This window comes from Streptomyces sp. NPDC126499, assembly GCF_040302485.1.
GTDB lineage: Bacteria > Actinomycetota > Actinomycetes > Streptomycetales > Streptomycetaceae > Streptomyces.
Map to the genome: position 1 here is coordinate 1 of NZ_JBEOUO010000012.1, position 25,254 is coordinate 25,254.

Annotated in this window: 25 protein-coding genes; 11 read left to right on the plus strand and 14 right to left on the minus strand. The window is 73.9% G+C overall.

Going from position 1 to position 25,254, the window contains the following annotated elements:
* The coding region (locus ABTZ91_RS19205) for a hypothetical protein (protein ID WP_352078367.1) at positions 1-278 on the minus strand (278 nt) is incomplete at its 3' end.
* Positions 279-557: 279 nt separating this feature from the next.
* Here ABTZ91_RS19205 and ABTZ91_RS19210 point away from each other — a divergent pair.
* The gene (locus tag ABTZ91_RS19210) at positions 558-950 is read left to right on the plus strand and encodes a rodlin (protein ID WP_352078368.1); all 393 of its coding nucleotides are present in this window, start codon (positions 558-560) and stop codon (positions 948-950) included.
* A gap of 159 nt (positions 951-1,109) precedes the next feature.
* Positions 1,110-3,137 (plus strand): thioredoxin domain-containing protein, encoded by a 2,028-nt coding sequence (locus ABTZ91_RS19215; RefSeq protein WP_352078369.1) that lies wholly within the window; start codon positions 1,110-1,112, stop codon positions 3,135-3,137.
* A gap of 30 nt (positions 3,138-3,167) precedes the next feature.
* Here ABTZ91_RS19215 and ABTZ91_RS19220 read toward each other — a convergent pair whose 3' ends face one another.
* On the minus strand, positions 3,168-4,211 hold the full coding sequence (locus ABTZ91_RS19220; RefSeq protein ID WP_352078370.1) for an LCP family protein: 1,044 nt from the start codon (positions 4,209-4,211) through the stop codon (positions 3,168-3,170).
* Between the two features lie 118 nt (positions 4,212-4,329).
* Between ABTZ91_RS19220 and ABTZ91_RS19225 the strand changes: the two genes are divergently transcribed.
* Together ABTZ91_RS19225 and ABTZ91_RS19230 are read left to right on the plus strand one after the other, a co-directional pair.
* Complete coding sequence (locus ABTZ91_RS19225; protein WP_352078371.1) at positions 4,330-4,533, plus strand: hypothetical protein; 204 nt, start codon at positions 4,330-4,332, stop codon at positions 4,531-4,533.
* Positions 4,534-4,729: 196 nt separating this feature from the next.
* Positions 4,730-4,963, plus strand: coding sequence for a chaplin (locus tag ABTZ91_RS19230; protein WP_352078372.1), 234 nt, complete (start codon positions 4,730-4,732; stop codon positions 4,961-4,963).
* Here the strand turns inward: ABTZ91_RS19230 and ABTZ91_RS19235 are convergent.
* The gene (locus tag ABTZ91_RS19235) at positions 4,953-6,284 is read right to left on the minus strand and encodes an ATP-grasp domain-containing protein (RefSeq protein WP_352078373.1); all 1,332 of its coding nucleotides are present in this window, start codon (positions 6,282-6,284) and stop codon (positions 4,953-4,955) included. The genes ABTZ91_RS19230 and ABTZ91_RS19235 overlap by 11 nt on opposite strands.
* A gap of 338 nt (positions 6,285-6,622) precedes the next feature.
* On the opposite strand from ABTZ91_RS19235, the gene ABTZ91_RS34165 reads away from it, so the two are divergent.
* Entirely contained in the window at positions 6,623-8,122 is a 1,500-nt protein-coding gene (locus tag ABTZ91_RS34165; protein WP_407077986.1) for a glycosyl hydrolase, read from the plus strand.
* 35 nt (positions 8,123-8,157) lie between these two features.
* Here the strand turns inward: ABTZ91_RS34165 and ABTZ91_RS19245 are convergent, their stop codons facing one another.
* The 9 genes from ABTZ91_RS19245 to ABTZ91_RS19285 form a co-directional block, all read right to left on the minus strand.
* The gene (locus ABTZ91_RS19245; protein WP_352078374.1) at positions 8,158-9,330 is read right to left on the minus strand and encodes a GNAT family N-acetyltransferase; all 1,173 of its coding nucleotides are present in this window, start codon (positions 9,328-9,330) and stop codon (positions 8,158-8,160) included.
* A gap of 59 nt (positions 9,331-9,389) precedes the next feature.
* Positions 9,390-10,043 (minus strand): lipopolysaccharide biosynthesis protein, encoded by a 654-nt coding sequence (locus ABTZ91_RS19250; protein WP_352078375.1) that lies wholly within the window; start codon positions 10,041-10,043, stop codon positions 9,390-9,392.
* A gap of 10 nt (positions 10,044-10,053) precedes the next feature.
* Positions 10,054-11,268 (minus strand): glycosyltransferase, encoded by a 1,215-nt coding sequence (locus tag ABTZ91_RS19255; protein WP_352078551.1) that lies wholly within the window; start codon positions 11,266-11,268, stop codon positions 10,054-10,056.
* 140 nt (positions 11,269-11,408) lie between these two features.
* A complete protein-coding gene (locus ABTZ91_RS19260; RefSeq protein WP_352078376.1) occupies positions 11,409-12,191 on the minus strand; it encodes a polysaccharide deacetylase family protein in 783 nt (260 codons plus the stop codon).
* A complete protein-coding gene (locus ABTZ91_RS19265; protein WP_352078552.1) occupies positions 12,106-13,788 on the minus strand; it encodes a lipid II flippase MurJ in 1,683 nt (560 codons plus the stop codon). Before ABTZ91_RS19265 ends, ABTZ91_RS19260 begins: the two co-directional genes overlap by 86 nt.
* Positions 13,789-14,581: 793 nt before the next feature.
* Positions 14,582-15,940: an O-antigen ligase family protein gene (locus ABTZ91_RS19270; RefSeq protein WP_352078377.1), complete on the minus strand. Its 1,359-nt coding sequence runs from the start codon at positions 15,938-15,940 to the stop codon at positions 14,582-14,584.
* Positions 15,941-15,942: 2 nt separating this feature from the next.
* Positions 15,943-17,403: an exopolysaccharide biosynthesis polyprenyl glycosylphosphotransferase gene (locus ABTZ91_RS19275; RefSeq protein ID WP_352078378.1), complete on the minus strand. Its 1,461-nt coding sequence runs from the start codon at positions 17,401-17,403 to the stop codon at positions 15,943-15,945.
* A complete protein-coding gene (locus ABTZ91_RS19280; RefSeq protein WP_352078379.1) occupies positions 17,400-18,767 on the minus strand; it encodes a glycosyltransferase in 1,368 nt (455 codons plus the stop codon). The genes ABTZ91_RS19275 and ABTZ91_RS19280 overlap by 4 nt, the downstream gene beginning before the upstream one ends.
* A 1-nt stretch (position 18,768) precedes the next feature.
* Positions 18,769-18,987, minus strand: a complete 219-nt coding sequence (locus ABTZ91_RS19285) for a hypothetical protein (protein ID WP_352078380.1) — start codon at positions 18,985-18,987, stop codon at positions 18,769-18,771.
* 631 nt (positions 18,988-19,618) lie between these two features.
* Between ABTZ91_RS19285 and ABTZ91_RS19290 the strand changes: the two genes are divergently transcribed.
* The 6 genes from ABTZ91_RS19290 (at position 19,619) to ABTZ91_RS19315 (ending at position 23,821) form a co-directional block, all read left to right on the plus strand.
* Positions 19,619-19,858: a chaplin gene (locus ABTZ91_RS19290; protein WP_352078381.1), complete on the plus strand. Its 240-nt coding sequence runs from the start codon at positions 19,619-19,621 to the stop codon at positions 19,856-19,858.
* A gap of 278 nt (positions 19,859-20,136) precedes the next feature.
* The gene (locus tag ABTZ91_RS19295; protein WP_352078382.1) at positions 20,137-20,862 is read left to right on the plus strand and encodes a hypothetical protein; all 726 of its coding nucleotides are present in this window, start codon (positions 20,137-20,139) and stop codon (positions 20,860-20,862) included.
* Between the two features lie 233 nt (positions 20,863-21,095).
* Positions 21,096-21,374 (plus strand): hypothetical protein, encoded by a 279-nt coding sequence (locus tag ABTZ91_RS19300; RefSeq protein WP_352078383.1) that lies wholly within the window; start codon positions 21,096-21,098, stop codon positions 21,372-21,374.
* Positions 21,375-21,615: 241 nt separating this feature from the next.
* A complete protein-coding gene (locus tag ABTZ91_RS19305) occupies positions 21,616-22,590 on the plus strand; it encodes an LPXTG cell wall anchor domain-containing protein (protein ID WP_352078384.1) in 975 nt (324 codons plus the stop codon).
* A gap of 116 nt (positions 22,591-22,706) precedes the next feature.
* A complete protein-coding gene (locus ABTZ91_RS19310) occupies positions 22,707-23,207 on the plus strand; it encodes a hypothetical protein (protein ID WP_352078385.1) in 501 nt (166 codons plus the stop codon).
* 329 nt (positions 23,208-23,536) lie between these two features.
* Positions 23,537-23,821, plus strand: a complete 285-nt coding sequence (locus ABTZ91_RS19315; protein ID WP_352078386.1) for a chaplin — start codon at positions 23,537-23,539, stop codon at positions 23,819-23,821.
* 93 nt (positions 23,822-23,914) lie between these two features.
* On the opposite strand, the gene ABTZ91_RS19320 is transcribed toward ABTZ91_RS19315, so the two are convergent.
* Together ABTZ91_RS19320 and ABTZ91_RS19325 are read right to left on the minus strand one after the other, a co-directional pair.
* Entirely contained in the window at positions 23,915-24,781 is an 867-nt protein-coding gene (locus ABTZ91_RS19320; RefSeq protein ID WP_352078387.1) for a tyrosinase family protein, read from the minus strand.
* On the minus strand, positions 24,765-25,181 hold the full coding sequence (locus tag ABTZ91_RS19325; RefSeq protein ID WP_352078388.1) for a tyrosinase family oxidase copper chaperone: 417 nt from the start codon (positions 25,179-25,181) through the stop codon (positions 24,765-24,767). Before ABTZ91_RS19325 ends, ABTZ91_RS19320 begins: the two co-directional genes overlap by 17 nt.
* Positions 25,182-25,254: the final 73 nt, after the last annotated feature.

Consider the following 25,254-nt stretch of genomic DNA (forward strand, 5'->3'; position numbering starts at 1 on the left):
CCCAGGGCCAGGTCGCCGCCGACCGCGGCGGCGGCCGCGACGGCCGTCACCACGGCCGGGGTCGCCAGATCGGCCGCGGCCGGGCCCGCCTCCGCCGCCTCGACGGCCCGCAGATAGGCCGCGTACTCCTCGGCCGCCGACGCCGCCATGGTGTCCAGGGCGGCCCGGCCGCGCGAGCGGAGCGCCGCCGCGTCGAGGCGGCCCCCCGAGCGCCGCACCTCCTCCTCCACGGCCCGTTCCCACAGTCGCTCGGCCTCGGCCCGGTCCCCGTCCCGCATCCGCGTCCCCCTCCGCCGCATTCGAACAGTCCGGACCTCAGTGTCCTGCGTGGCACCCGTCCGCGCGAGGGACCTGCCGCACGGCCCAGTGATCCCAAGGGATCTGCCGGTTAAGGAAACTGACCGAACGAAAGGCCGTCGACCGCCCGTCCGATGGCGTTCATGTGCCGAATACCGCGTCCGGGTGACGCCCCGGAACCAATCCTTTCCGGGGCAGTTGATCAGGACGCTTCGGTCAACGGAGCAGTTCCGGGCCATCGAGCTCAAGAAGGAAGACTCGTGATCAAGAAGGTTCTTGCTACCGCTGCTGTTGCGGCCACCGTCGCTGGCATGTCCGCGACCACGGCGATGGCGGCCGGCAACGACGGCGGCAGCGCCAACATCATCGGCAACCAGTCGAAGCAGTCCATCGGCAGCAACTCCACCGGTGGTTACATGAGCCCGAACTTCGGTCTCGTGAACGGTGGCGTCCTGCACTGCTTCGACATCCAGAAGGTTCAGGCGCAGGTGCCGATCGGCATCATCGCCGTCCCGATCGCCGTTCAGGACGTCCTCGGCAACCCGATGGCGAACCAGACCTGCACCCAGAACTCCGTGCAGCAGAAGGGCGACGACGCGCTGTCGCACATCCTGGGCGAGGTCCTCTCCCAGAACGGCAACGTCGGCGGCTGATCTCGGCATCACCGCTGAAGAAGCCCGACGGAAGCGGCCCCGTTCCTCGCAGAGCCAGTGCGAGGAACGGGGCCGTTCCCCGTGTATGACTGCCCCGCCCGCGCCCCGTCCACCCGTGGCGTACGGGCGGTCTTTCGCCGCGTGCGCGAGGATGGGGACATGCCGAACAGACTGGCCCATGAGACCTCCCCCTACCTCCTCCAGCACGCCGACAACCCCGTCGACTGGTGGCCCTGGTCGGCCGAGGCGTTCGAGGAGGCCCGGCGGCGTGACGTTCCGGTGCTGCTCAGCGTCGGCTACAGCTCGTGCCACTGGTGTCATGTGATGGCCCACGAGTCCTTCGAGGACGAGGCCACCGCGGCCCTGGTCAACGAGCACTTCGTCGCCGTCAAGGTCGACCGCGAGGAGCGCCCCGACGTCGACGCCGTCTACATGGAGGCCGTGCAGGCCGCCACCGGACAGGGCGGCTGGCCGATGACCGTCTTCCTCACCCCGGACGCGGCGCCCTTCTACTTCGGCACCTACTTCCCGCCCGAGCCCCGGCACGGCATGCCGTCCTTCTCCGACGTCCTCGACGGCGTCGCCCGCGCCTGGGCCGAGCGCCGGGACGAGGTCGGCGAGGTCGCCGGGAAGATCGTCAAGGACCTCTCGGCCCGCTCCCTCGCCTTCGGCGGCGACGGCGTCCCCGGTGAGCAGGAGCTCGCCCAGGCCCTGCTCGGCCTCACCCGCGAGTACGACGCGACCTCCGGCGGCTTCGGCGGCGCGCCCAAGTTCCCTCCGTCGATGGTGCTCGAGTTCCTGCTGCGCCACCACGCCCGTACGGGAGCCGAGGGCGCCCTCCAGATGGCCGCCGACACCTGCGAGGCGATGGCCCGCGGCGGCATCTACGACCAGCTCGGCGGCGGCTTCGCCCGTTACGCCGTCGACCGCGCGTGGGTCGTGCCGCACTTCGAGAAGATGCTGTACGACAACGCCCTGCTCTGCCGCGTGTACGCGCACCTGTGGCGGGCCACCGGCAGCGAACTGGCCCGCCGGGTCGCGCTGGAGACCGCCGACTTCATGGTCCGCGAACTGCGCACCCCCGAAGGCGGCTTCGCCTCCGCGCTCGACGCCGACTCCGACGACGGCACCGGCCGGCACGTCGAGGGCGCCTACTACGTGTGGACGCCCGAGCAGCTGGCCACCGTGCTCGGCGAGGACGACGCCCGCTACGCCGCCCGGTACTTCGGCGTCACCGAGGAGGGCACCTTCGAGCACGGCTCCTCCGTGCTCCAGCTCCCGCAGGCCGCCGGCCCGGCCGACGCCGAGCGGATCGCCGCCATCAAGCGGCGGCTGCTCGCCGCCCGCGAGGAACGCCCCCGTCCCGGCCGCGACGACAAGATCGTCGCCGCCTGGAACGGGCTCGCCATCGCCGCCCTCGCCGAGACCGGCGCCCTGCTCGACCGCCCCGACCTGGTCGAGCGGGCCACCGAGGCCGCCGACCTGCTCGTCCGGCTCCACCTCGACGACGCCGCCCGCCTCACCCGTACCTCCAAGGACGGCCGGGCGGGTGCCAACGCCGGGGTCCTGGAGGACTACGCCGACGTCGCCGAGGGCTTCCTCGCCCTCGCGTCCGTCACCGGAGAGGGCGTGTGGCTGGAGTTCGCCGGCTTCCTCCTGGACATCGTCCTCGACCGGTTCACCGCCGAGGGCGGCGCGCTCTACGACACCGCCCACGATGCCGAGCGGCTCATCCGGCGCCCCCAGGACCCGACCGACAGCGCCGCCCCGTCCGGCTGGACCGCGGCCGCCGGCGCGCTCCTCACCTACGCGGCGCACACCGGCTCCGACGCCCACCGGTCCGCCGCCGAGCGGGCCCTCGGCGTGGTCCGGGCCCTCGGGCCGCGCGCCCCCCGGTTCATCGGCTGGGGCCTGGCCGTCGCCGAGGCCCTGCTCGACGGGCCGCGCGAGGTGGCCGTGGTCGGCGACCCGGACGACGAGGGCTTCCAGGCCCTGCGCCGTACGGCCCTGCACGGCACCGCCCCGGGAGCGGTGCTCGCCACCGGAACGCCCGACGGCGAGGAGTTCCCGCTCCTCAAGGACCGGCCGCTGGTCGACGGGGCGGCCGCCGCCTATGTCTGCCGGCACTTCGTGTGCGACGCGCCGACGACGGACCCGGCCGAACTGGGCCGCAAGCTGTCCCGCTGAAGCCCCGCCCGGGCCCCGAGCCCCGGGCGGCTAGGCGCAGAGGAGGGTCTCGCCGCCCGTGCGCCGGTACTCGCCGAGCGGGGTCTCGCTCTGCGGGGTGGGCTTCGGCTCCGGCAGCTTCCGGTCGGCGCGCAGCCGCGCGAAGACTTCGTCGGCGTACGGCACGTCCCACGAGACCGTCGCGCCGACGCCCGGGATCAGCGGGTTGACGGTCTTGATCGGGACGGTGGCGAACTCGGTGTGCTCGGGGGTGAGGCCGCGCAGCCGGCTCGCGAGCGCCAGGAGGTCCGGCGCGCTGATCCCGCGCTCGGTCCTCTCCTGGCCGCGCAGGGTCTCGGCGAACCAGCGCAGCCAGTCGGCGTCGTGGAACAGACGGGTGCGGACCTCGCGCAGCGTGTTCACCACGAAGAGCTGCTGCTTCTTGATCCGTCCGAAGTCGGCCTGTCCGTCCGCCTTGCGCGAGCGGACGTACTGGAGCGCCTCGCCGCCGAGGACCCTGCGGGTGCCCGGGGTCAGGTCGAGCCCGGTGACCGGGTCCTTCAGGTGGGCGCTGGTGCAGACCGGCACGCCGTCGACGACGTCCACCGTGTCCATGAACCGGCGGAAGTCGACTTCGAGGTAGCGGTGGACGGGCAGCTCGGTCATCGCCTCGACCATCTCGATGGCGAACAGCGGCCCGCCCTCGCGGTAGGCGTTGTTGAGCTTCGCCTGGTGCGGCGCGTGCGTCTCGCCGGTGCGCCGGTCGACGTGCTCGGGGAACTCGGTGAGCGAGTCCCGGGGCAGGCTGACCACACTGACCCGGTCGTTCCCGGCCGAGACGTGCACCAGCATCATCACGTCGGTGCAGTCGCAGTCCTTGTTCCCGATCTTGTACGTGATCCGCTCGGCGGGCGTGACGTTCTTCCGCGAGTCGACGCCGACGAGAAGGATGTTGAGCCCCTTGTCGGGGGCCGGCAGCGGGGCCGGTGCGGCGGCGAGCGCCCCCGCACCGAGGACGGCCAGCGCCGTGCACGGGAGCAGCAGCCGTCTAGCGCGGAGCGGGCGCCGCCGGGAGCGAGAGGGAGAGGAATTCATGCCGAAACGTTAAATCGGTCAGGGTCGCACACAGGTACGCGACGCGACATGGAGTGTTCGAATCACTCTCCGGCGGCGGCTGTGTCATGATGCGAAAACCTGAGCGGAAGGAGCGAATATGGCACCCGATCCCGGTAAATGGGAGCGGATGGCCTTCATTCCGAAGAGCCGATATGTGGCCGACCCGCCACCCGTCGATCGACAACCGTTTCCCCTCTATTCCGCGCTGGCCCGCCAATGGGAGTTGGACGGGCGTACGGTGCCCGGCATGCCCGACCGGGAGTGGGAGCGCCTCACGCGGACGCCGATCTGGCCGCGCTGACCCGAACCCGACGCCAGGAATCGGCCGTCGACCGTCCGAGGCAATGGGGTGAAAAAGTGCTGTCTGAGGACGATGTGGTTTCCTTTTCGTGGCAGGGTCGTTGTGAACTGTGCAGCGGAAGGCGGGGGCACGCCAGTGCGCCCGCACATCACGAAAGCCGTGCATTTTCTTCCGCCGCAGAAAGGATTCAGACGAAATGAAGTGCAAGAAGGCTGCGGTCGCCGTCGCCGGTCTGCTCATGGCCCTGGGTGCCGCCGCTCCCGCGATGGCCGACTCGCACGCCGAGGGCGCGGCCGTTGGCTCGCCGGGCATCGTGTCGGGCAACGTGGTCCAGGCTCCGATCCACGTTCCGATCAACATCTGCGGCAACAGCGTGAACGTCATCGCCGCGGTGAACCCCGCCTTCGGCAACACCTGCATCAACGCCTGACGTCGGGCGTCCCTTCGGACGGGGGCCGGCCCCGGGGAGCGTGCACACGCTCCCCGGGGCCGGCCGTTTTCCGGGAGGCCCGGTGCCGCCGGGCCGGGCGGCCGGACCGCAGCAGGCGGCGGAGCGCCGGCAGCCCCTTGCGTACGGCGTGGGCGAGCCAGGCCCGCAGCATCGCGAATGCCGGACGCGGGTCGTCGGCGGCGAACCAGGCCGTCTCGCCGCCGCCCCGCCGCTGCGCCGCGCACCGCCGACCGGGTGAGCTCAGCCAGGACAGCGCCGCGTAGTTCTCGACGACGAAACGGCGCCCGTACGCGGGCAGGTGCGCGGGCACCGGACGGCCGGTCAGGTCCAGGTGCATCGCCCGGACCACGTCGAGCCCGGCCCGGTCGGCGAAGAGCCGGAACTCGGCGCCGGGCCGCGGGTTGAAGCCGAGCAGGTGGTAGGCGCCGGTCGTCCGGTCGATCCGGAAGTCCAGGTCGCACACGCCCCGGTAGCCGAGCGCCGAGAGGAACCGGCGGGCGATGCCGTCGACCGTCGGGTTCGCGGTCCAGCGGCCCACCGCGGTGAGCCCGGCCCCGTCGGGCCAGCAGCGGTCCCTGCGGCCGGTCGCCCCGGTCGAGCAGCCGCCGGCGGAGTCCACGTACCCCTGGAAGAACCAGTCGAGGCCGCGCCCGGCCGGCAGCAGCTCCTGGAGCAGCAGCCGGCTGCCGGCCTGCGGGATGCGCGCGTACAGCTCGCGGACCTCGGCGAGCGAGCCGACGATCGTGGTGCCGCGCAGCCCGCCGCCGGCCGGAAGCAGCCAGGGGCGGCTCCACTTGGCGACCACCGGCAGCCCGAGCGACCACGCCATGGCGGCGGCCTCGTCGGCGCTCGTGGGCAGTTCGGTCCGGGGGTGGGGGAGGGACAGGGCCCGGCAGGTCAGGGCCAGCTGGGCCTTGTCGGCGACGCGGGAGAGCTGCTCGGGCGACTGCTCGGGCAGCAGATAGCGGCCGGCGAGCTCGGGCCGGCACTCGGCGAGGAACAGGGCGGTGATGTCGTCGAGGGGGACGAGCACCGGGGGGTGCGACGGCGCGCCCTGGAGCTCGTCCGTCATGCGCAGGAGGAGACGGGTGAGCGCGGCGGGACTGGGGGTGGCGGGGCGCGCGTGGGCACCGCGGAGGTAGCGGGAGCGGACCACCGGACTGGAGAGCGACTCGACCACCGCGTGGACCGCGATGCCCACCCGCCCCAGGGACCGCGCGGCGCCGAGCGTGCCGTGGTGAAAGGGGTCGGGGTCGAGCCGCACCAGGACCGCGGGGACGCGGGTGTCAAAACTCGGCACGGCATGTCCTTCGTCTCGGGTGCCCCAACTGGGCGAGCGGAAATCCTCTAACGGGCGACGGAACAGATCCAAGCCGCGTTCCCGGTCGGCTTATTAGGAATACTTTCGGAACATCAGACTGACGGTCCATCACGGGGCGTGAGAGAGAAGGAGCTGCCATGGCCGACAGAAAGCGGAGAACTTCGAGGGTATGGCTGGGGGTGTTCACTGCCGGTCTCCTCGCATCGGGTTCTGTCGTACTGTCGTCTCCAGCACACGCGTACGATCAAGCGCGCGCCCAGGCCACCGAATCCGAATCCGTAACGACCCGGGGCCCCCAACCGACTCTGTCGAGCGCGATGGGGGCCTTTCTCGAATCCGGACCGCTCGGGGTGGCCCGGATCGGCCAGCTGGAACGATGGCTGGGCGGCCGGGAGCTGCGCGTCGGCCACACCTACCTGCCGGGCGACCGCTGGTCGAACATCGAGGGCCCGCCCGGCTTCCTCGACGCCTGGGCCGCCTGGCGCAACGAGCGCGAGGACCGCCTGTTCGTCCTGAACGTGCCGATGCTGGAGCGCAACGAGGCCGGAGTCTCCGACTACGAGGTCCGCCGCCAGCTCCAGCTCGGTGCGGCCGGCTACTACGACCACCACTTCCGTACCCTCGCCCAGCGGCTCGTCGACCTGGACGCCACCGACACGGTCCTCGTCCTCGGCTGGGAGATGAACGGCACGACGTACACCCACCGGTGCGCGCCGGACCCGACGGCGTGGAAGAAGTACTGGACGCGCATCGTCACCGCGATGCGCTCCGTGCCGGGCCAGAAGTTCCGTTTCGACTTCAACCCGAGCCGGGGCCGGGACGCCGTTCCGTGGACGGAGTGCTATCCGGGCGATGACGTCGTCGACATCATCGGCATGGATTCCTACGACCAGCCGCCCGGGTCCCGTTTCGACGAACACGTCAGCGAGCCGTACGGGCTGCAGGCGCAGGTCGATTTCGCGGCCGAGCACGGGAAGCAGATCTCGTACCCGGAATGGGGCCTGTTCCGGAACGGGGACAACCCCGAATACATGCGGCGCATGCTCGAATGGATGAAGGAGCACAGGCCGCTGTACCACACGATCACGGATTACTGCCCGCACGGCGTCTGGCAGTGCGACGACAATCCGCGGTCCTCGCAGGTGTTCCGTCAGATGCTGTACGGCATGGAGCCGACGGACCCGGTGGAGCCGACCGAGCCGACGGAGCCGACCGAGCCCACTGAGCCGACGGAGCCGACCGAGCCGACGGACCCGGTGGAGCCCACCGATCCGGAGGACCCGGAGTTCCCGGAGATCCCCGACTTCCCCGACCCGGAGATCCCCGACTTCCCGGACCCGGAGATCCCGGACTTCCCGGATCCGGAGATCCCGGACTTCCCGGACCCCGCGGACCCGGCGCTCCCGGAACCGGGGCCCGAGCCGAAGCCGGCACCGAAGCCGGAACCCAAGCCCGAGCCGGAGCCGGAGCCCAAGCCTGAGCCGAAGCCGGAACCGAAGCCGGAGCCCAAGCCTGAGCCGAAGCCCGAGCCGAAGCCCGAGCCCAAGCCTGAGCCGAAGCCCGAGCCGAAGCCCGAGCCCAAGCCGGAACCGAAGCCCGAGCCGAAGCCCGAGCCCAAGCCGGAACCGAAGCCTGAGCCCAAGCCCGAGCCCAAGCCGGAACCGAAGCCTGAGCCCAAGCCCGCCTGCTGGACCGTCAACCTCGGTACGTGGGTGGAGAGCTGGCTCGGCGGACCGGTCTGCGTCCCGACCGAGACCTGGAAGGACGACCTGGACCTCGACCTGAAGGGGACCCTCACGGGGGTCTGGCCCTTCTGACCGTCACCGACGGTCCGCCGCGGCGGCGGAGGAGCTCATCCTCCGCCGCCGTTCGCCGTCCGGCGGAGCCGCGTCGCGAGCCGGCCGAGCATCCGCCCCAGCCACTCCCGCTCCCGCGCCTGCCCGGCCACCCAGCGCCGGCCCGCCGCCGCGCCCGCGCGCAGCCACAGCAGCGGGGCCGCGGCCCGGCCCGCCAGCAGGAGCCGCTGGTTCGGCACCGTCTCGGGCCGCCAGTGGTGCTTGTACGGTTCGGCGCCCCGCAGCAGGCTCAGCGTGGTCCGGCCGCTCGCGTCGGCCTCGCGCGCCCCGTGCCGCAGCAGCATCGCCGCCACGTCCACCTTGCGGGCCCGCAGGACCGGATCCGCCCCGTACAGGTAGCCGCCGGCGAGCCGCGGCGAGCTCAGCGTCAGGTCCACGCACACCACCTCGCCGTCGAGCCGGAACTCGGTGACCATCGCGTTCCCCGACTCGACCATCGACCGCACCGCCCGCGTCAGATGCCGGGCGAAGCGCGCGCTGGTGTGCTCGGGGGTCACGCCCCGGCCCTGCCACTGGCGCCGATGGAGCTCCAGGAGCCGTTCCAGGGCGGCCGGCACCTCCGGCCCGGCCAGGATCCGCTCGTCGATGCCGAGCGCGTCCAGCTTGCGCAGCTTCGCCCGCACCCGCTGGCCCCGGCTCGACGGGAGCCGTTTCACCAGGACGTCCATCGGCGCGGCCGGCAGCTCCAGGCACAGCGAGTCCGCGAGCCGCCGCCGGGACCCGCGCCACACGGCGTGGAGCCGCTCGGCCGCCGCCCCCGGCCGTACCTCGCGCAGATCGAGCACCGCGCCCCGCGTCAGCCGGGCGAGCGCGCCGGCCAGCGCGGGCAGCGCCTCCGGGCAGCCGTCGTCGACCAGCACGTCGGAGAAGTCGGTGATCGAGCCGCCGAGCGCGGTGAGCACCGGCAGCGGACCGGCCGCCCGCATCAGCGGCGCCGCCGCGACCAGCGTGCCGTCGGCCCGCCGCACCAGGACCACCCGCAGGGCGCCCGGCCGCCCGTACGAGAGCCACCACGAGTGCAGCCACGCGTGCGCCTGGAACGGCGTCGCCGCCGAGCAGCGGCCGTACAGCGCCGTCCACTCGGGCCCCAGCCGGCCGAACCAGGCGCCGTCCCGGCAGACCTCGGTGCGCAGCCCGCCGCCCGGCGCCGCGGCGAACCGGCCACGCACGAGGGCGCGGCTCCTGCGGCGCGGCCCGGTGCGCGCTTCCGTGGACAGGGGGCCGCCGGTCACACCGCCTCCGGTTCCGGCTGCTGCGAGGCCGTCGACGGCCCCGGCACCGCTGCCGTGCCCTGCCGCGAGTGCCGTGCCTCCGCCCGCGCCGGCCGCTTCGGCCGGACGAGCAGCACCAGTCCGCCGAGCAGCCCGCCCGCGCAGGCGCCGACGAGCGCCGACAGGGACGCGGACGGCGACACCGGGTCGACCGGCTTCGTCGCCCGCGAGAACTGGACGACCTTCACGCCCGTGCTCCCGGCGGCGTGCGTGCTGTTGACGACGAGCGCGCGGGCCACCCCGTCGGCCATCGACACCGCCGTCGCCGGCTTCGCCGACCGCGCGGTGATCGAGATCATCGGCGCGTCCGGCGAGGTCGAGGCCTGCACGCCGGAGCGCAGCGTGTCCGCCGAGACGCCCGCCCACACCTGGGCGTCGCCGGTCACCGCGATGTCCGTGGCGACCCGCCCGTACGCCTGGGCGAAACCGAGCGCGGCGGACGGGTCCGACTTCTCGCCGGGCACGACGATGACATAGCTGGTCGCCGCGTACTGCGGGGTCTTCACGGCGCCGTAGCCGCCGCCGAGGGCCGCGCCGGCGAGCACGGCGGCCGGCAGCACCATCCAGCGCGCCGGGGTGAGGAGGGAGGGACGTGGCGGGATCCTGGTCATGGTGCAGCTCTCACTTCACGGGAAGGTGGGTCGCGGGAGGACGGGGCACGGGTACGTGGGGGCCGTGGACGGCCCGCCGGTAGAGGGACAGTAACTGCCGGGCGCTGTGCGCGATGTCGTAGCGCCGGAGGGCCTCCGGGGGCGGCAGCCGGTCCGGCCGGACGTCCCGTGCCGCGCGCAGTTCACGCAGCGCGCCGGTCAGCTCGGGCACGGACGGCCCGATCCGGCGCGCGCCCGGAACCGCGTCCGGCGGCAGGTCGTCGATCGCCGGGCAGGCCGCGTACAGCGTCGGCAGGCCCGCGGCCAGCGCCTCGACGATCGCGAGACCGAAGGCCTCGTCGGGGGAGGTGGACACGAAGACGTCCATCGCGGCCAGCAGCGACGGCAGCTCGGGCCGGCCGCCCGCCGGGTGCGCCGGCGGATCGGGGAACGCGCCCGGCAGCAGCACCCGGTCCCTGGCCCCGCACTCCTCGGCGAGCCGCAGCAGCTCCGCCCGCCGGTCGCCCTCGCCGACGAGCAGCAGCCGCGCCTCCGGGACCGCCGCCACCGCCCGTACCAGCCGGTCGAACCGCTTCCCGGCCGCGAGCCGCCCCACCCCGCCGACCACGAACGCGTCGGCGGGCAGGCCGAGCGCCGCTCGTGTCATGGCGCGGGCGCGCGGGTCGAAGGCGAAGCGGTCGGTCTCGATGCCGTTCGGGACGACCTGGATACGGGACGGGGCCACGCCCCAGGCGGCGAGCCGGCGGGCCACGCTCGGCGAGACGGCGACGGTGGCGGTGCCCAGGCGCTCGGTCGCCAGATACAGGGCCCTGGTGCCCGCCGACAGCGGCCGGCCCTCGATCTGGACGTCGCCCAGGGAGTGCTCGGTCGCGATGACGGACCGCACGCCCGCGAGCCGGGCGGCCGGCCGGCCGTACACGCACGCCCGGTACAGGTGCGTGTGCACGAGGTCGTAACCGCCCTGCCGGATCAGCCGGGTGAGCCGGGGCAGCGCGCCGACGTCCCGGTTGCCCGTCATGCCGAGGTGGACGACCGGGGTGCCGTCGGCCTCGATGCCCTCGGCGACCGCGCCGGGGTTGGTCAGGGTCACCACCCGGCTCTGCACGGGGAGGTGACGGAGCAGCAGCCGCAGCTGCTGTTCGGCGCCGCCGATGCCGAGGCCGGTGATCACGTGCAGGACCCTGAGCCCGGGCCCGTCGTCCTCCGCCGTCACGCTGACACGCATCATGTCCGTCACGCCGTCGCCCGTCATGCCGTTCGTCGCCGTCCCCTCCGTCGCGCGGTCGCCCGTCATGCCGTCCGTCGCCGTTCCCTCCGCCGTCGTGCCGTCGCCCGTCATGCCGTCCGCCCTCCCGTGGTGTGCCGTCATGACAGGACGCTCCGGGCCGGGCCGTCCTGCGCCGGGATCAGATCGGCAGGCCGGCGCCGCCGCAGCGGGTGCAGGAAGCGTTTGGCGGTGAGCCGCCACGCGGTGTCCTCCTCGCCGACGTGGACGCGGGGCAGCGCGTACGTACCGGACAGCGGGCCCGGGTCGATCGCGCAGGCGTACGCGTAACCGGCCTTGCGGACGGCCCGGACGACCCGCGCGTCGACCGACCCGTACGGGTAGCAGAAGCCGTCCACCCGCTCGCCGGTGATCTCCTCGATCAGCTCCCGGCTCCGCCGGGTCTCCGCGGCGAGGGTGGCGTCGTCGGCTTCGGCGAGCGGCAGGTGACGCAGCCCGTGCGAGCCGATCTCCATGCCCGCCGCGGCCGCCCGCCGGATGCCGTCCTCGTCCAGGAGCGGCTTGCGCGGCCCGTCCGTGTCCCAGGCGTTGTCCCCGCCGAGCCGCCCCGGCAGCACGTACACGGTCGCCGTGAAGCCGTGCCGGCGCAGCAGCGGCACCGCCGACTCCAGGAAGTCCGCGTACCCGTCGTCGAAGGTGAGCCCCACCAGGCCGCGTTCCCGCCCTTCGGCGGTCGCCGCGAGCAGCTCCCGCACGGACACCCCGCGCAGACCCCGGTCGCGCAGCCAGTGCAGCTGGCGGGCGAAGCGCACGGGGGAGACCGTCACCCGGTACGGGTCATCGGGCACCTCCGCGATCGAGTGGTACATCGCCACCCACAGGGGAGGCTTCGGCAGCAGACGACGCAGCGCGGCGGCGGGCATGTGAAGTCCTTCGGCGGGGAGTACGGGGCAGGGGCGGGATCTCGAGCGCCTTGGCGCCGCGCCCGAGGAACAGCAGGAAGACGCCGGCCACCGCCAGGACGGCGAGGGCCAGGGAGAGGGCGGGCGGCCCGACGAGCAGCGAGCACAGCCAGCCCGCGCCGGTGGCCCACGCGCCGGCGGTGGCCAGCCGCAGCAGGCCCTCGCCGAGCCGGCGGACGTCCACCGGGACGGACTGGCGGTGCGCGCCGAGCAGCAGCATCACGGCGGTCAGGGTGATGCCGAGCGCGTTGGCGCCCGCGATGCCGACGGCGCCCCACAGACGGGCGGCCACCACGCCGGTGACGGCGGTGGCGAGCAGGCCGGTGCCCATGGCGAGCGCCGGGTACCAGAGCGGGCGGGCGGCCGAGAAGTAGCAGCGGACCAGGGCGCCGACCATCGTCTGACCGAGCAGGCCGAGCGCGTACACCCGCATCACGGCGGCGGTCGCGGCCGTGTCACCGGCGTCGAACGCGCCGCGCTGGAACAGGATCCCGACGATCTGCGGGGCCGCGGCGATCACCGTCGACGCGCCGACGAGGACGACGACGGCCGCGAGCAGCAGGTCCCGCTCCACGCGGCGCCGGGCCTCCTCCTTGTCACCGGCCGCGAGGGCGCGGGCGACGACGGGGAAGCTGACCGTGCACAGCATCAGCGACAGGATCATCGGCATCTGCGCGACCTTCTGCGCGTAGTTCAGATGCGAGATGGCGCCGGCCGGCAGCGGGGAGGCGAGGAACCGTTCGACGAGGATCTGCGACTGCCGGGTCAGCGCGAAGACGACCACCGGCGCGATCATCCCGAGGACGAGGAGCCGCGTCTCGCCCGGCGGCGGCGCGACCGGATCCTCCTTCGGGGCCGGCCTGTTGCGCAGCTCCCGCAGCAGCGCCGGCGCCTGGACCAGCACCATCAGAACCCCGCCGACGGCGACCCCGGTGGCGGCGGACCGCACGCCGAGCGGCTCCCGCAGGACGAGGGTGGTCCCGATGATGCCGACGTTGTAGGCCACGTAGATCGCGGCCGGCGGCAGGAACGAGCCGTGCGCGCGCAGCGCCGCCGAGCAGTATCCGGCGAGCGCGAACGACAGCACGCACGTCGCCGTGAGGCGGGTGCAGTCCACCGCGAGCTGCCGGTCGGGGAGCCCCGGCGCCAGCGTGGCGACCAGGAACGGGGCCGCGACCACGAGGAGCGCGCAGACGGCGGCGACGCCGATGACGAGCCGGGGCAGGGTGGCCCGTACGAGGGCACGGACCGGGTCCCCGAACGGCGTGCCGGTGCGGCGCGCGAGGGCCCGCGAGAACGCCGGCACCAGGATCAGCGCCATCGCGTCCTCGATGAGCAGCGTCGACGCGAACTCCGGCACCGTCCACGCCACCAGGAACGCGTCGGTCTCGGCACCGGCGCCGAAGTAGCCCGCCAGGATCTGGTCCCGTACGAGCCCGAGCACGGCCCCCACGGCGGTGAGCGCCGCCGTCACCACGGCGGCCCGCAGCAGGAAGCGCCCCGACGACCGGCGCGCGTGCCGGGCCCGGCCGGTGGACGCGGGCGGCTCGGCCGGCACGGGCCGGGCGCCGTGCCCCAGCGGCCGTCCGCCGAGCAACGGGCGCCGGGCCTCGCCCGGCACCGAGTGACCGCTGATCCCGCCGCCGCCGACCACCGCCGCCCGTCGCGTCACCCCGACCCCGACCCCGGCGATCTGCCGGTACGGCGGCAGCTCGCACAGCGCGTCCACGGCCCCCACCGTCGCGCTCGCCGCCCACGGATCGGCCACGGTCTCGGCACCGCCGGCGACCGGCCCCCAGGGCTCGGCCGGCGCGGACCCGGAGGAGGTGCGGACGACGTGCGTGCGCGTGACGTGCCGGGGCAGGCCGCAGAGCGCGTCCACGGGTTCCGCCGCCGCGGCCCCGGTCCAGGGGTCCAGCGGTCCGGGACCGGAGTCGCCGGACGGCGCCGGCCGTTGCGGCCGGTCGCGGTCGCGGTCGCGGTCGTCATCGTGGTCGGGGCCGGTGGCGGTGAGCGCCGCCCACGGGTCGGGCGGTGCCTCCGTGGTGTGCCCCGGCAGGCCGCAGAGCGCGTCCACCGGGTTGGCCGGCGCCGCCTCCGCCCCGGTCCACGGGTCCAGCGGTCCCTGACCGGAGCCGTCGGACGGCGCCGGCGGCGCGGGCCGTCGCCACGGGACGTCGGCGCGCCCGCAGGGAGGTCCCGAGGGCGGTGCGTCCGGTGCCGCCCCGTCCGGCGGCGGGTCGGCGGGCGCGCCGGACACGACCGGCTCGTCCGGCCCGGGAGGCGGCCACGGGGCGGGGCCGCCCCGGGCGGGGGTGGTGTCCGTCGGGTCCTGGGAACCTGCCCAGGGGTCACGCACGCCGCACCTCCGCCAGCGACCACCACGCCGCCAGGCCGAACACGACCGACACCAGCACCGTCGAGGGGCCCCCGATGTCCGCGTAGAAGAAGTCGATGAGCTGCCAGGACAGCAGGCCGATCGCGACCAGCGCGCACTCGGCGCCGAGCCGGCGCCGGCGCAGGGCCGCCACCAGGAGGGCCACCCAGCTGCCCGCGAGCGCGAGCAGACCGATCAGGCCCTGCTCGCTCAGCACCAGCAGGTACATGTTGTGCGGCGACAGCAGCGGCTGCCGGGCGAAGCCGGCGCCGGCGCCGGCCGTGTCGCTGCCGGAGGACAGCGCGAGCGAGGCGTTCGAGTCGCGGTACGAGGGAAAACCCTTCAGGCCCACGCCCGTCAGCGGCTCCGCACGCCACATCCGGCCCGCCGCCGCCCACATCGTGTACCGGTCGGTCACCGACTGGTCCGGCGCCGCCGTGACCTGCGTGATGCTGGCGACCCGCTCCTTCACCATCGCCGAGCCGACGCCGAGCCCGCCGACCAGCACCACCGCCAGCGCCCCGACCACCAGCGCGACCCGCCCCGCCCGCCGCAGGCCCGAGAGGACCAGCTGGATCGCACACGTCAGCACGGTCGCGATCCACGCGCCCCGGCTGAAGGAGAGCACCAGCGGGAGGACGAGGAGCCCCGCGCAGACCAGCGCCACCGTCCGCGCCCGCCCGGGCCGACCGCCGAGCGCCAGACCGGTGACGACGACCAGGCCGTACGAGACGACCGTCGCCATGCCCATCACATCGGTCGCCCCGAACGTGCCGACCGCCCGGACGTCCTCGCCCTGGTACGAGGCCCCGGTCCCCGTCAGGTACTGCACCACGCCCACCGCGCCCTGCAGCAGCGCGAGCCCGACCAGCGCCCACGCCACCACGGCGAAGTCCCGCCGGTCCCGGATCATCAGCAGCACGGCCACCGGCACCAGGACGAAGACCTGGAGGTACCGGGCGACACCCGGCAGGCTGGCGCCGGGGTCGTGGGAGGTGATCGCGGCCAGGCAGATGCCGAGCACCGGCAGGCCCAGGACGACCGCCGCGGTCCGGGTCAGCGGCCGGGCACCACTGCGCAGCACCCGCACCAGACACACCAGCACCAGCAGCCCCGATGCGGCGTCCGCGACCGTTCCCGTCCCGCCCGTCCCGCCCTGCGCGCCTCCGCCGCCCGGGACCAGCAGCAGCGCGATCACGGCGAGGACCGGGGACAACGCCCCGGCTCTGCGCGCCCAGTCCCGTGCCTCCAGGCGGCGTTCCCGTACGTCGGGACGACGGTCCCGCGCCTCGGGACCGGCGCCCGGCAGCGGCACCGTCACGGCCGTGGTCATCGTCAGCTTCCCGTCGGTCGCACGAGACCGGCCGCCGTGCGCAGCAGGATGCACACGTCCTGCCACAGCGACCAGTGGTCGATGTAGTGGTTGTCGAAGCGACAGCGGTCCTCGATCGAGGTGTCGCCGCGCAGACCGTGCACCTGCGCGAGCCCGGTCAGCCCCACCGGCATCCGGTGCCGCGCCGCGTATCCGGCATGGATACGGCTGAACTGACCGACGAAGTACGGACGTTCGGGCCGCGGACCGACCAGGCTCATGTCGCCGCGCAGCACGTTCCACAGCTGCGGCAGCTCGTCGAGCGAGGTCTTGCGCAGGAAGTGCCCGGCCGCGCTCATCCGGTGGTCGTGGGCGACGCTCCACCGCGTCGCCGACTCGGTCTCGTCGGCCGGCCGCAGCGTACGGAACTTCAGCAGCGTGAACAGCCGGCCGTTCTGCCCCACCCGCTCCTGCCGGAACAGCACCCCGGGCCCGTCCGCGATCCGCACCGCCAGCGCGCACACCAGCAGCACCGGCAGCGCGAGCGCCAGCGCGGGCGCGGCCAGCGCCACGTCCAGGACCCGCTTGGCGGTGAGCCCCGGCCGCTCGCCCACCGGCACCAGGCGCCGGCAGCCGTAGCCCCACAGGTGGTCGCCCATCGCCGCCCCGGCGGCCCCGGCCGGCCCGCCGCCGATCCGCCAGGTGGTGCAGCCGTACTGCTGGAAGAGGGTCAGCAGACCGTCGTCCTCGGTGAGGAAGACCGCGTCGCGGACGGTGTTCTGGATGACGGCCCGGTGGATCTCCTCGGTGGTGCTGAGCACCGGAAGGCCCGGCTCGTCGCCCGGGCGTTCGCCGTCCGGCCGCGCCCCGACGATCCCGACCGGCCGGATCCCGTACTCGGGGTGCTGGACGAGCGCGGCGGCGAACCGCTGCGCCGCGCCCGGACCCCCCACCACGAGCGCCGACCGCGGATGCGCGAGCGCCGCGCGCCGCCGACGGGCCTGGACGAGTCCGCGCAGCACGGCCACGGCCACGACGTGCGTGCCGTACGCGGCACACAGCCGCAGCGGTCCGAGCGCGAGCCCCGGGGCGTACGCGGCCACCGCCGCGGCCGTCACGCACCAGGCCACCCCGGCGCGGGAGGCCAGCGCGGGCAGGTCGTCCAGGACGCCGGTGAGCACGACCACCGGGCGGTAGAGGCCGGCCCGGCCGTCGAGCAGCACGACGAGCGCCCCGACGAACAGCGCGAGGTCCCAGCGCCGGTGCGCGGCGGACAGCAGGCACACGGCGAGCAGGACGGCGAACACGTCGGCCGCGACCAGGGGCGCGGCGGCCGGTCGGCCCCGGGCCGGCCGCCGGCGTGGCGGCAGCGCGAGGCGGTCGGGGGCGCCGCGGGGCGAGGTGAGGGAGGCGAGTGGAGGGACCTGGCCCGCGGAGGGCCAGGAGCCCGGCGAGGGAGGGATGCTGGTGCTTTCGGTCGTCACTGTGCGATCGGCTCTCTGTGCTCCGTGCACCGCACTCCGGCCACTTCGCGGTAGAGCTCCGCGACGGCCGCGCCGGTGCGCCGCACATCGAATCTGCTGAGTACGTGCTCGCGGGCCTGACGGCCCAGCGAGTGCCGCAGGTCGGGCCCGCCCAGAAGGCGGCCGAGCGCCGCGGCGAGCGCCGTCGGGTCCTCGGGCGGGACCAGACACGGCTCCTCGTGACCGGGCGGCAGGCTCTCCCGCGCCCCGTCCACGTCGGCGACCACCACCGGCCGCCCGCACGCCATGGCCTCCAGCGGCGCCAGCGCCATGCCCTCCCAGCGGGAGGGCAACACGACGACATCGGCCGCCCGGTACCAGGGCGCGGGATCGGCGACGGCCCCCGTGAACCGCACCGACGCCGGTGCGGCCGCCCGCAGCCGCTCCGCCTCCGGACCGTCACCCACCAGCACGAGCCGCGCCCCGGGTACCCGCGCCACCACCGCGGGCCACGCGGCGAGCAACACGTCCTGCCCCTTCTGGCGGCACAACCGCCCGACACACACGACGAGGGGCCCAGGGGCGGTCTCGCCGGGGCCGGCGCCGGACCCGCCCGGTCGCGAGGCGTCGGCGTCCACGGCCGGCCGGCCGGCGTCGGTTTCGGCAGCGACGGCAGGCGGCCCTTCGGGGTGCCCCTGCCCCGGCACGGCCGGGACGGCGGGCACGCCGGCGACGGCCGAGGGGGTCGACCTCGTCGGTCCGGCCGGCACGGCGGCGACGGCCGAGGCGGTCGCCCCCGTCAGCCCGGCCGGCACGGCCGGCAAGGCCTCGCCGGGCTCCGGTGGTGCGAAGCGGGCCGTGTCCACGCCGTTGTGGATGACGGACCAGCGGGCCCGGACCCCGGCCGTTTCGCCGGTGTGGCGCTCGGCCTCGCTGACGCAGACGATCGCGGCCGACCAGCGGGCCGCCCAGCGCTCCCAGCGGAGGGCGAGGGCGGCGGTCGTGCCCTCGACCGCCTCGAAGGACCAGGCGTGCGGCTGATAGACCGTCGGCACCCGTCCGCGCAGGGCGAGCCGGGCGCACAGGCCGGCCTTGGCGCTGTGGGCGTGGACCAGTGCGGGCCGTACGGTACGGATCAGGCGTGCGAGGTCGCGGGTCTCCCGCAGCAGGCGGGGGCCGGGGTCGCGGCCCGCACGCCAGTCGTACGTGTCGGCGCCCTCCGCCCGTACCATCGCGGCGAGTTCGGTGCCGGGCGGGCAGGCCACCGCCACCCACAGGCCCGCCGCGAGCTGCGCGCGGACCAGGTCCGTGACGACCCGGGCGACTCCGCCGTCGCCGGGCTGGACCGCGTGCAGGACGTCAGGGCGCGGCGCTTCCGGGCGCACGTCAGCCTCGGGCGTCCGCCCGCCGGACGTCCGCCGGGAGGAAGAGCGCGCCGCGCCGGACGGCGTCCTTCCGGCTCCCGAGGCGGATGTGGAAACGATCGGCCCCATGGCGCAGCGCCCCCCGCAGATCGAAGACGTCGGAGTCGTACCCCAGGGTGTTCGGACGGGCGGGCAGTCGTTCCCTACGACGTGCGCCCGGTTCCGTGATGCTGGAGTTCATCAGGTCGTCCGCGGAATGCGCGGAATCGGGGATCACGCCGCGCGTGACGCTCTCCCCCCGGCCGGTTTCCACCGCGAGGTGGTCCCCGGAGGTCCCCCGCTCGCCGCCCTGGGCGACGAGCCCGGGCCGCCTGTTCGCGTCCCGGGGAAGGCGGTCGGTGCCGCCGGCCCTCCGCGTCGCGGTACGAGGCGGTCCAGCACACACAGCACACACCAGACCCCGACGTACGGCATGAACCGCTGAATTCCGCATACAGGTTCTCCGCTTTGATGAGAGAAGGAAGGGAAGACCCGTGGAGACCGGGGGAGAGGATGGTGTCGTCCGCGCTGAATGGATGAACGCGCGAAGGGCCGGAAAGCAACGTTCGGGAACGTTATAACCCCCGAGTCGGGCGATAGTAAGCATGAGATACCCGGAAACCCTAACTTCCGTATCCGGGAGACAGGTTCCTCGTTGAGCGTGTTGCGCCTTTCTCGGCCCAGTCACTCGAATGACGCTCTTATGGCCCAAAGATCGGTTGAACGTCACCCGTTCGGGAGAGCAACGGACGAAATGCGGCGGCGTTGATGAAGGAGCCGGGCGAAACCGTCCGTGCCGTCCGAGTAGCAAAACGATCGAGGAGACGTTCTCCATGTCCCGTATCGCGAAGGCTGTCGCACTCTCCGTCGGTGCCGCCGCCACTGTCGCCGGCGCGGCCGGTGTCGCCGCCGCCGATTCCGGTGCCGCCGGCGCGGCCGTGAACTCTCCCGGCATCCTGTCCGGCAACCTCGTCCAGGTCCCCGTGCACGTCCCGATCAACATCTGCGGCAACACGGTCAACGGCATCGCCGCCCTGAACCCGACGTGGGGCAACACCTGCGTCAACGCCTGATCTCGCACGCCGGATCGTGGTCCTTCCGAGGCCGGCGCGCCGCCCCTGACGGGGTGCCGCGCCGGCCTTTCGCCGTCTGCTCACCGTGTGGTGACTCGTTCGGTCGCACCCTCGTGCGCCGTCCGGTGCAACGGCGTACGCCCCCGAGAGGGGCAGGTCGCGCGGGGTGATTCACTCGAACGGAGGCGTGGCGCTCAGTAGTTCTGCGGTTGCGGAGCGCTATAGCCGCAGGCACGGTGGCGGAGAAGTTGTCCGACGCATAAGGAAAAGGAACACATATGCGTCCCCAGGCCTCGCGCCGCCTCACCGTCCTGGCGATAAGCGCCGTCCTCACCCTCGGCACGGCGGGACCCGCCGTCGCCGACGAACTCCGTCCGCCCCGCCCGGCCACCCACGCCGGCCCCCGACTCCAGCTGCCCGACTCCTCCGCGCTCCTCGCCCGGGCGGAGGCGCTCAAGGCCGACGACGGGCGGATCTCGGCCGTCGACGCCGAGGCGCTCAGGGCGGAGATAAAAGCCGCCGTCGACGCGGCGAAGGCCGCCGCCCCGGCCGGGTTCCCCGCGGGCCCCGCCGTCGGGAAGGCCGCGGCCGCCGCCGATCCGATCGGGGACGGGCTCGCGACGGTGCAGAAGGCGATCGCCGACCTTCTCGCCGCTGTCTCCTCGGTCGGTCCGACCGGTGTCGTCGACACGGTCGGCAACACCCTGAACGCGTTGGTCGACCTGGTCATGTCCACCCTCGCCCTGGGCGGGATCCCGAAGCCCGACCTGCCCGGCATGACGGGCCTGGGTCAGCTTCCGGCCCAGGCGCCGGCCCAGGCACCGGTGGAGAAGCCGGCGGCGCCGCCCGCCACCGCTGAACTGCCGGTGAAGCCGCCGTCCACCCCGGAGCTGCCGGTGAAGCCGGTGAAGCCGGCGGTGCCGGCCAAGCCCGCGATGCCGGCGGTGCCGGTGATGCCGGCCAAGCCCGCGATGCCGGCGGTGCCGGTGATGCCGGACCGCTAGCCGTCGCGAACGGGCGCATACGGGCCGTGCCCGCCCAGGACTTCTGGGCGGGCACGGCCCTTTCCTGTGCTCATCACACCGGTCCTCATCGTTCGGGTGCAGTGTCGAGAAATCCCCGCCGCCGGAGTTTCCGGGCGCCGCACCCCTCGTTACAGAAGGCGTGACGGCGCACGGGAAACCCTCAAGGCGCCTGTCACACAAGCGACTTGCACACAGAAGGAAGGACTTTCCTCATGAAGCCCACCAAGGTTGCCGCGGCCGTCGCCGGTTCTGTGATGGCCCTGGGCGTCGCCGCGCCCGCGATGGCCGCGGAGTCGATGCTTCCCGCGGGCCTGGACGGCCTCGGCTCCCTCACCGGCAGCGGGCTGACGACGGAAGCGCTCAGCAGCACCACGGAAGGCTCCCCCGTCAAGGCCGTCACCGACGCCGCGACCGAGCTGAACCAGTCCGGCCAGGGCGGCCCCTCGCTGCTCGGCGGTCTTCCGGTGGGGGCCGGCCCGCTGGGTGGCTGACGGTCGGTCGACGACCCTGTTGTGCAAGGCCCTGGTGACTTCGGTGCCAGGGCCACATCTCTGCCCTCCCTCGGCGTCCGATTGAATGATTTTCGGATTTCCCGCCGTGTGGCCTCGACCCCGCGCCCGGTCCGTGTTCCTACGCTCACGCCATTCCCACGCAGTCGGACGGCGTGGGAAGGGCCGGACGGAGTGAGGGGGGATCCTCGCCGGTCTCTCCCTGTCCCAGAGGAAGAGCGGTATGCGATCCATCATCAGCAGGAAAATGCTCATCACCGCGGCGGCGACCGGCCTTCTGTCGCTGACCGGCGGATTCGCCCTGACCGTGAACTCCGCGGCGGCCACGGGTGATTCCCCGGGACCCGGCAGCGCCCGGCACGCACCGGGACCCCTTCCGGCCGACATCTGCGGCGACCACGCGCACCTGGGGGAGCACGCCGCCGCGGCGGTCGGCGACATCTGCCGGCAGGCGCTCCAGTCGGTCCGGGGACCGAGCGGCGACGACCCCGACGGCTACGGGGACGAAGAGCCCGGCGGCCACCCGTCGACCCCGCCGCAGCACCCCAGCACCCCGCCGGGCCACCCGTCGACCCCGCCCGGTCACCCGTCGACCCCACCCGGAAACCCGTCCACCCCGCCGACCAAGCCGGACGAGCCCGGCTGTGAGGACGGCGGGAACGGTCCCGGCTGCGAGGGCCCCGGAGGCACCACCCCGCCCGGTCATCCGTCGACCCCGCCGGGGCACCCGTCGACCCCGCCGGGACACCCGTCCACTCCTCCGGGACACCCGTCGACCCCGCCCGGTCACCCGTCGACCCCGCCGGGGCACCCGTCCACTCCGCCGACCCACCCGGACGAGCCCGGTGAGTGCGAGGAGGGCGAGACCGGTCCTGACTGCGAACCCGGTCACCCGTCCACCCCGCCGGGGAACCCGTCCACTCCGCCCACCAAGCCGGACGAGCCCGGCTGTGAGGACGGCGGGAACGGTCCCGGCTGCGAGGGCCCCGGCGGCACCACCCCGCCCGGCAACCCCACCCACCCGGGCAACCCCACGCCCCCCGGCAACCCCACCCACCCCGGTGAGCACCCCCACCTCCCCGACACCGGTGGTGACTCCGCCGCCCTCATGGGAGCCGCGGGAATCAGCGTCGCGCTCCTCGTCGGCGGCACCCTGATGTACCTGCGCGGCGGGCGACTCGTACGTGGCAGGCACTGACACCGCACGCTGACGTGACGTCAATCCGGGCCCCCACTCTCACCGGTGGGGGCCCGAGTGTTGCTGCACTCAGGGGAATGCCGTCACGAAACACCCCCACAACTCGTTTGCAGGACATGAATCTGCGATCTCACGCCGGCCTCGGCCTCCTGGCCGCCGCCTTCGCCTCCGCCGCCCTGGCGTCCCCCGCCTCCGCCGACGCGCCCGTCATCGTCCCGCTCCAGGGCCTGGAGCCGGTGCTCCCGATGGACGCCCCCTCGGTCGCCACGGGCGTCCCCACCCCCATCCCCGGCGCCCCCACCGGTTTCCACCAGGGCACCGGCGGCCTGCCGGACGCCACCCTGCCCCGTATCCCGCTCGACAGCACCCTGTCCGAGACCGACATCGCGGCGCCCCTGCCCGAGGTCCTCAGGGACAGCGAGCCCGGCACCGCCGCGCTCACCAGCCCCCGCTCCGCGATGAAGGCCGTCACGCCGGGAGCCACCGTCGGCAACCCGGTGCACGCCCCCCAGGGCGACAACCTCGGCCTGCCGGAGCTCGGTGTCCCGCAGGTCGGCGTCCTCACCCCCGCGCTGAACGGCGCTCTCGACCCGCAGCTGGGCCTGGCGCCCTCCTAGTCGAAAACGGCCTTCCGGAGATCGGATTTCCGGAGACGGCCTTTTGTGCGACCAGGGACCCGGCGGGTGAAGACACGATTCTTCCCGCCACCCGAGGGGTCTCGACTCGTTGCACCGGAAGGCTTGTCGCATGGCCGCGGCCCGCTGACCACGGTTCGCTCCGCCGTATCCGACGGCGGGTGAAGGTGGTCCGCGGGCCATCTCTTCCGATTGTTCGTTCGTTTCCCTCCCGATCGGCGCAATGGCCGTGACGCGAACGCCATAACGCCGTTGAAGGACATACGTGGCCGTGATTCTCTCGGTCGCTTTCCACGTTCAAGGAGTTCCTGATGTCTCGCATCGCGAAGGCTGCCGCCGTCATCGCCGGCACCGGTGCCGTTGCCCTCAGCGGAGCCGGCCTGGCCGTCGCCGACTCGCACGCCGAGGGCGTCGCCGCAAACTCGCCCGGTATCGTCTCCGGCAACGCCGTGCAGGTCCCGATCCACGTGCCGATCAACCTCTGCGGCAACACCGTCAACCTCGTCGGCCTGATCAACCCGGCCTTCGGCAACCAGTGCGCGAACGTCGACGGCGGCCACAACGGCGACCACCGCGACGGCGGCTACGGCGGCTGATCCTCTCGCCTCCCTCCCTGTAGGACGACGCGTCCCCCCGGCCCCAGCGGGCCGGGGGGACGCGTCACGAGGGCGCCCGCACCGGAGCGGACCTCACGCGTAGCGGTAGATCGTGCTGTGGTCGAGCAGCTCCGCCGGCGTCACGTTCCACGGGCCCATCCGTTCGTGCAGCGCGGCCACCTTGCGGTGCTGCGGATCGCCCAGCGGCGGCGGGTCCTTCGGCAGATAGCCGGCGCCCGGGTTGCGGGCCTGCCAGCGGGACCACAGCAGGTCGACGAAGGCGTGGTGCAGCCAGAACACCGGATCGTTGACCGAGGCCCCGCCCAGCATCAGACCGCCGACCCACCGGTGCACCCGGTTGTGCAGCCGGAAGCGGTCGTTGCCCGTGCCCTGCGCCCAGCCCTCCAGGCGGTTGCGGAAGCCGGAGCCGCTGGTGGAGTTCCACGGCGCCGTGTCGTAGACCCGCTCGCGCAGCACCTCCTCCACCTGCTCGGCCGTCGGCAGCGTGATCGGGTCGTGCGGGCGGCCGAAGTCACGGCTGAGGAAACGCTGTTCGGTCATGTTGTGGCGGACGGTCCACCGGCCGCCCGCGTAGGCGAAGGGCCCCGTCATGACCTGGAGGTCGCCGCGCCGGCCGTTGCCGCCGAGGAAGTCCTCGCTCCACAGCGAGGCGGCCGGGGTGTTGTCCCGGGTCCAGTCCCAGTACGGCACGGTCACCGACGGGTCGATCAGCCGCAGCGCCCGCTCGAACTCCAGCAGGAACTTGCGGTGCCAGGGCAGGAAGCTGGGGCACATGTGCGCCACCCGCAGCTTGCCCTCGCCGTCGGCGACGTAGTGGTCGATGTGGGTGCGGACGAAGTCGTCGTACTTCCCCGTCCGCTTGAGTTCGAGCACGGCGGACACGAAGCGCTTGCGCTCGGCGCTCGTCAGATCGCGCTGGTTCTTACGCGTGTACGCCACGCGGGCTCCCTCCCGGACGGACGCCGTGGGCGGCGGCGTAGCGACTCAGCGGGGCGGGCCCGGCCGCGTCCACGGCCGCGCGGGTGGCCGCCAGCGGCGTGGGGCACGACGCGTAGTGGTCGATCGGGCTGACGTAGCCGCCGTCGGCGCAGCGCATCAGGTGCAGCGGCCGGCCGTCGACGAGGACGACCGGCTCGCCGTGCGGCCCCGTGCGGCCCTGGATGCGCCGGCCGCCGTACATCTCGTCGAAGGCCGACGGGTCACCCGGCGAGGCCGACGGGCCGCCCGGTTCGCGCCCGGACGGTGGCGCGCCGGCGATCCGGGCCAGGGCACCGCCCGTGAAGGCGGTGACGGCCAGGGCGAAAAGAGACCGCAAGGCCACGCGGCGCGGGACGATCATGAGCGATCTCCTTCGACGACGGATGCCCCCCGGGCACAACGAGGAAAACGCCGGTTCGTTGCGCCGGAAATGC

Bases quoted from the DNA above. Each gene is read 5' to 3' on its own strand.
- ABTZ91_RS19215 (WP_352078369.1), top strand. From the start codon at position 1,110: ATGCCGAACAGACTGGCCCATGAGACCTCCCCCTACCTCCTCCAGCAC.
- ABTZ91_RS19220 (WP_352078370.1), bottom strand. From the start codon at position 4,211: ATGAATTCCTCTCCCTCTCGCTCCCGGCGGCGCCCGCTCCGCGCTAGA.
- ABTZ91_RS19225 (WP_352078371.1), top strand. From the start codon at position 4,330: ATGGCACCCGATCCCGGTAAATGGGAGCGGATGGCCTTCATTCCGAAG.
- ABTZ91_RS19230 (WP_352078372.1), top strand. From the start codon at position 4,730: ATGAAGTGCAAGAAGGCTGCGGTCGCCGTCGCCGGTCTGCTCATGGCC.
- ABTZ91_RS34165 (WP_407077986.1), top strand. From the start codon at position 6,623: ATGGGGGCCTTTCTCGAATCCGGACCGCTCGGGGTGGCCCGGATCGGC.
- ABTZ91_RS19250 (WP_352078375.1), bottom strand. From the start codon at position 10,043: ATGACCAGGATCCCGCCACGTCCCTCCCTCCTCACCCCGGCGCGCTGG.
- ABTZ91_RS19255 (WP_352078551.1), bottom strand. From the start codon at position 11,268: ATGCGTGTCAGCGTGACGGCGGAGGACGACGGGCCCGGGCTCAGGGTC.
- ABTZ91_RS19260 (WP_352078376.1), bottom strand. From the start codon at position 12,191: ATGCCCGCCGCCGCGCTGCGTCGTCTGCTGCCGAAGCCTCCCCTGTGG.
- ABTZ91_RS19270 (WP_352078377.1), bottom strand. From the start codon at position 15,940: ATGACCACGGCCGTGACGGTGCCGCTGCCGGGCGCCGGTCCCGAGGCG.
- ABTZ91_RS19285 (WP_352078380.1), bottom strand. From the start codon at position 18,987: ATGAACTCCAGCATCACGGAACCGGGCGCACGTCGTAGGGAACGACTG.
- ABTZ91_RS19290 (WP_352078381.1), top strand. From the start codon at position 19,619: ATGTCCCGTATCGCGAAGGCTGTCGCACTCTCCGTCGGTGCCGCCGCC.
- ABTZ91_RS19295 (WP_352078382.1), top strand. From the start codon at position 20,137: ATGCGTCCCCAGGCCTCGCGCCGCCTCACCGTCCTGGCGATAAGCGCC.
- ABTZ91_RS19300 (WP_352078383.1), top strand. From the start codon at position 21,096: ATGAAGCCCACCAAGGTTGCCGCGGCCGTCGCCGGTTCTGTGATGGCC.
- ABTZ91_RS19305 (WP_352078384.1), top strand. From the start codon at position 21,616: ATGCGATCCATCATCAGCAGGAAAATGCTCATCACCGCGGCGGCGACC.
- ABTZ91_RS19310 (WP_352078385.1), top strand. From the start codon at position 22,707: ATGAATCTGCGATCTCACGCCGGCCTCGGCCTCCTGGCCGCCGCCTTC.
- ABTZ91_RS19315 (WP_352078386.1), top strand. From the start codon at position 23,537: ATGTCTCGCATCGCGAAGGCTGCCGCCGTCATCGCCGGCACCGGTGCC.
- ABTZ91_RS19325 (WP_352078388.1), bottom strand. From the start codon at position 25,181: ATGATCGTCCCGCGCCGCGTGGCCTTGCGGTCTCTTTTCGCCCTGGCC.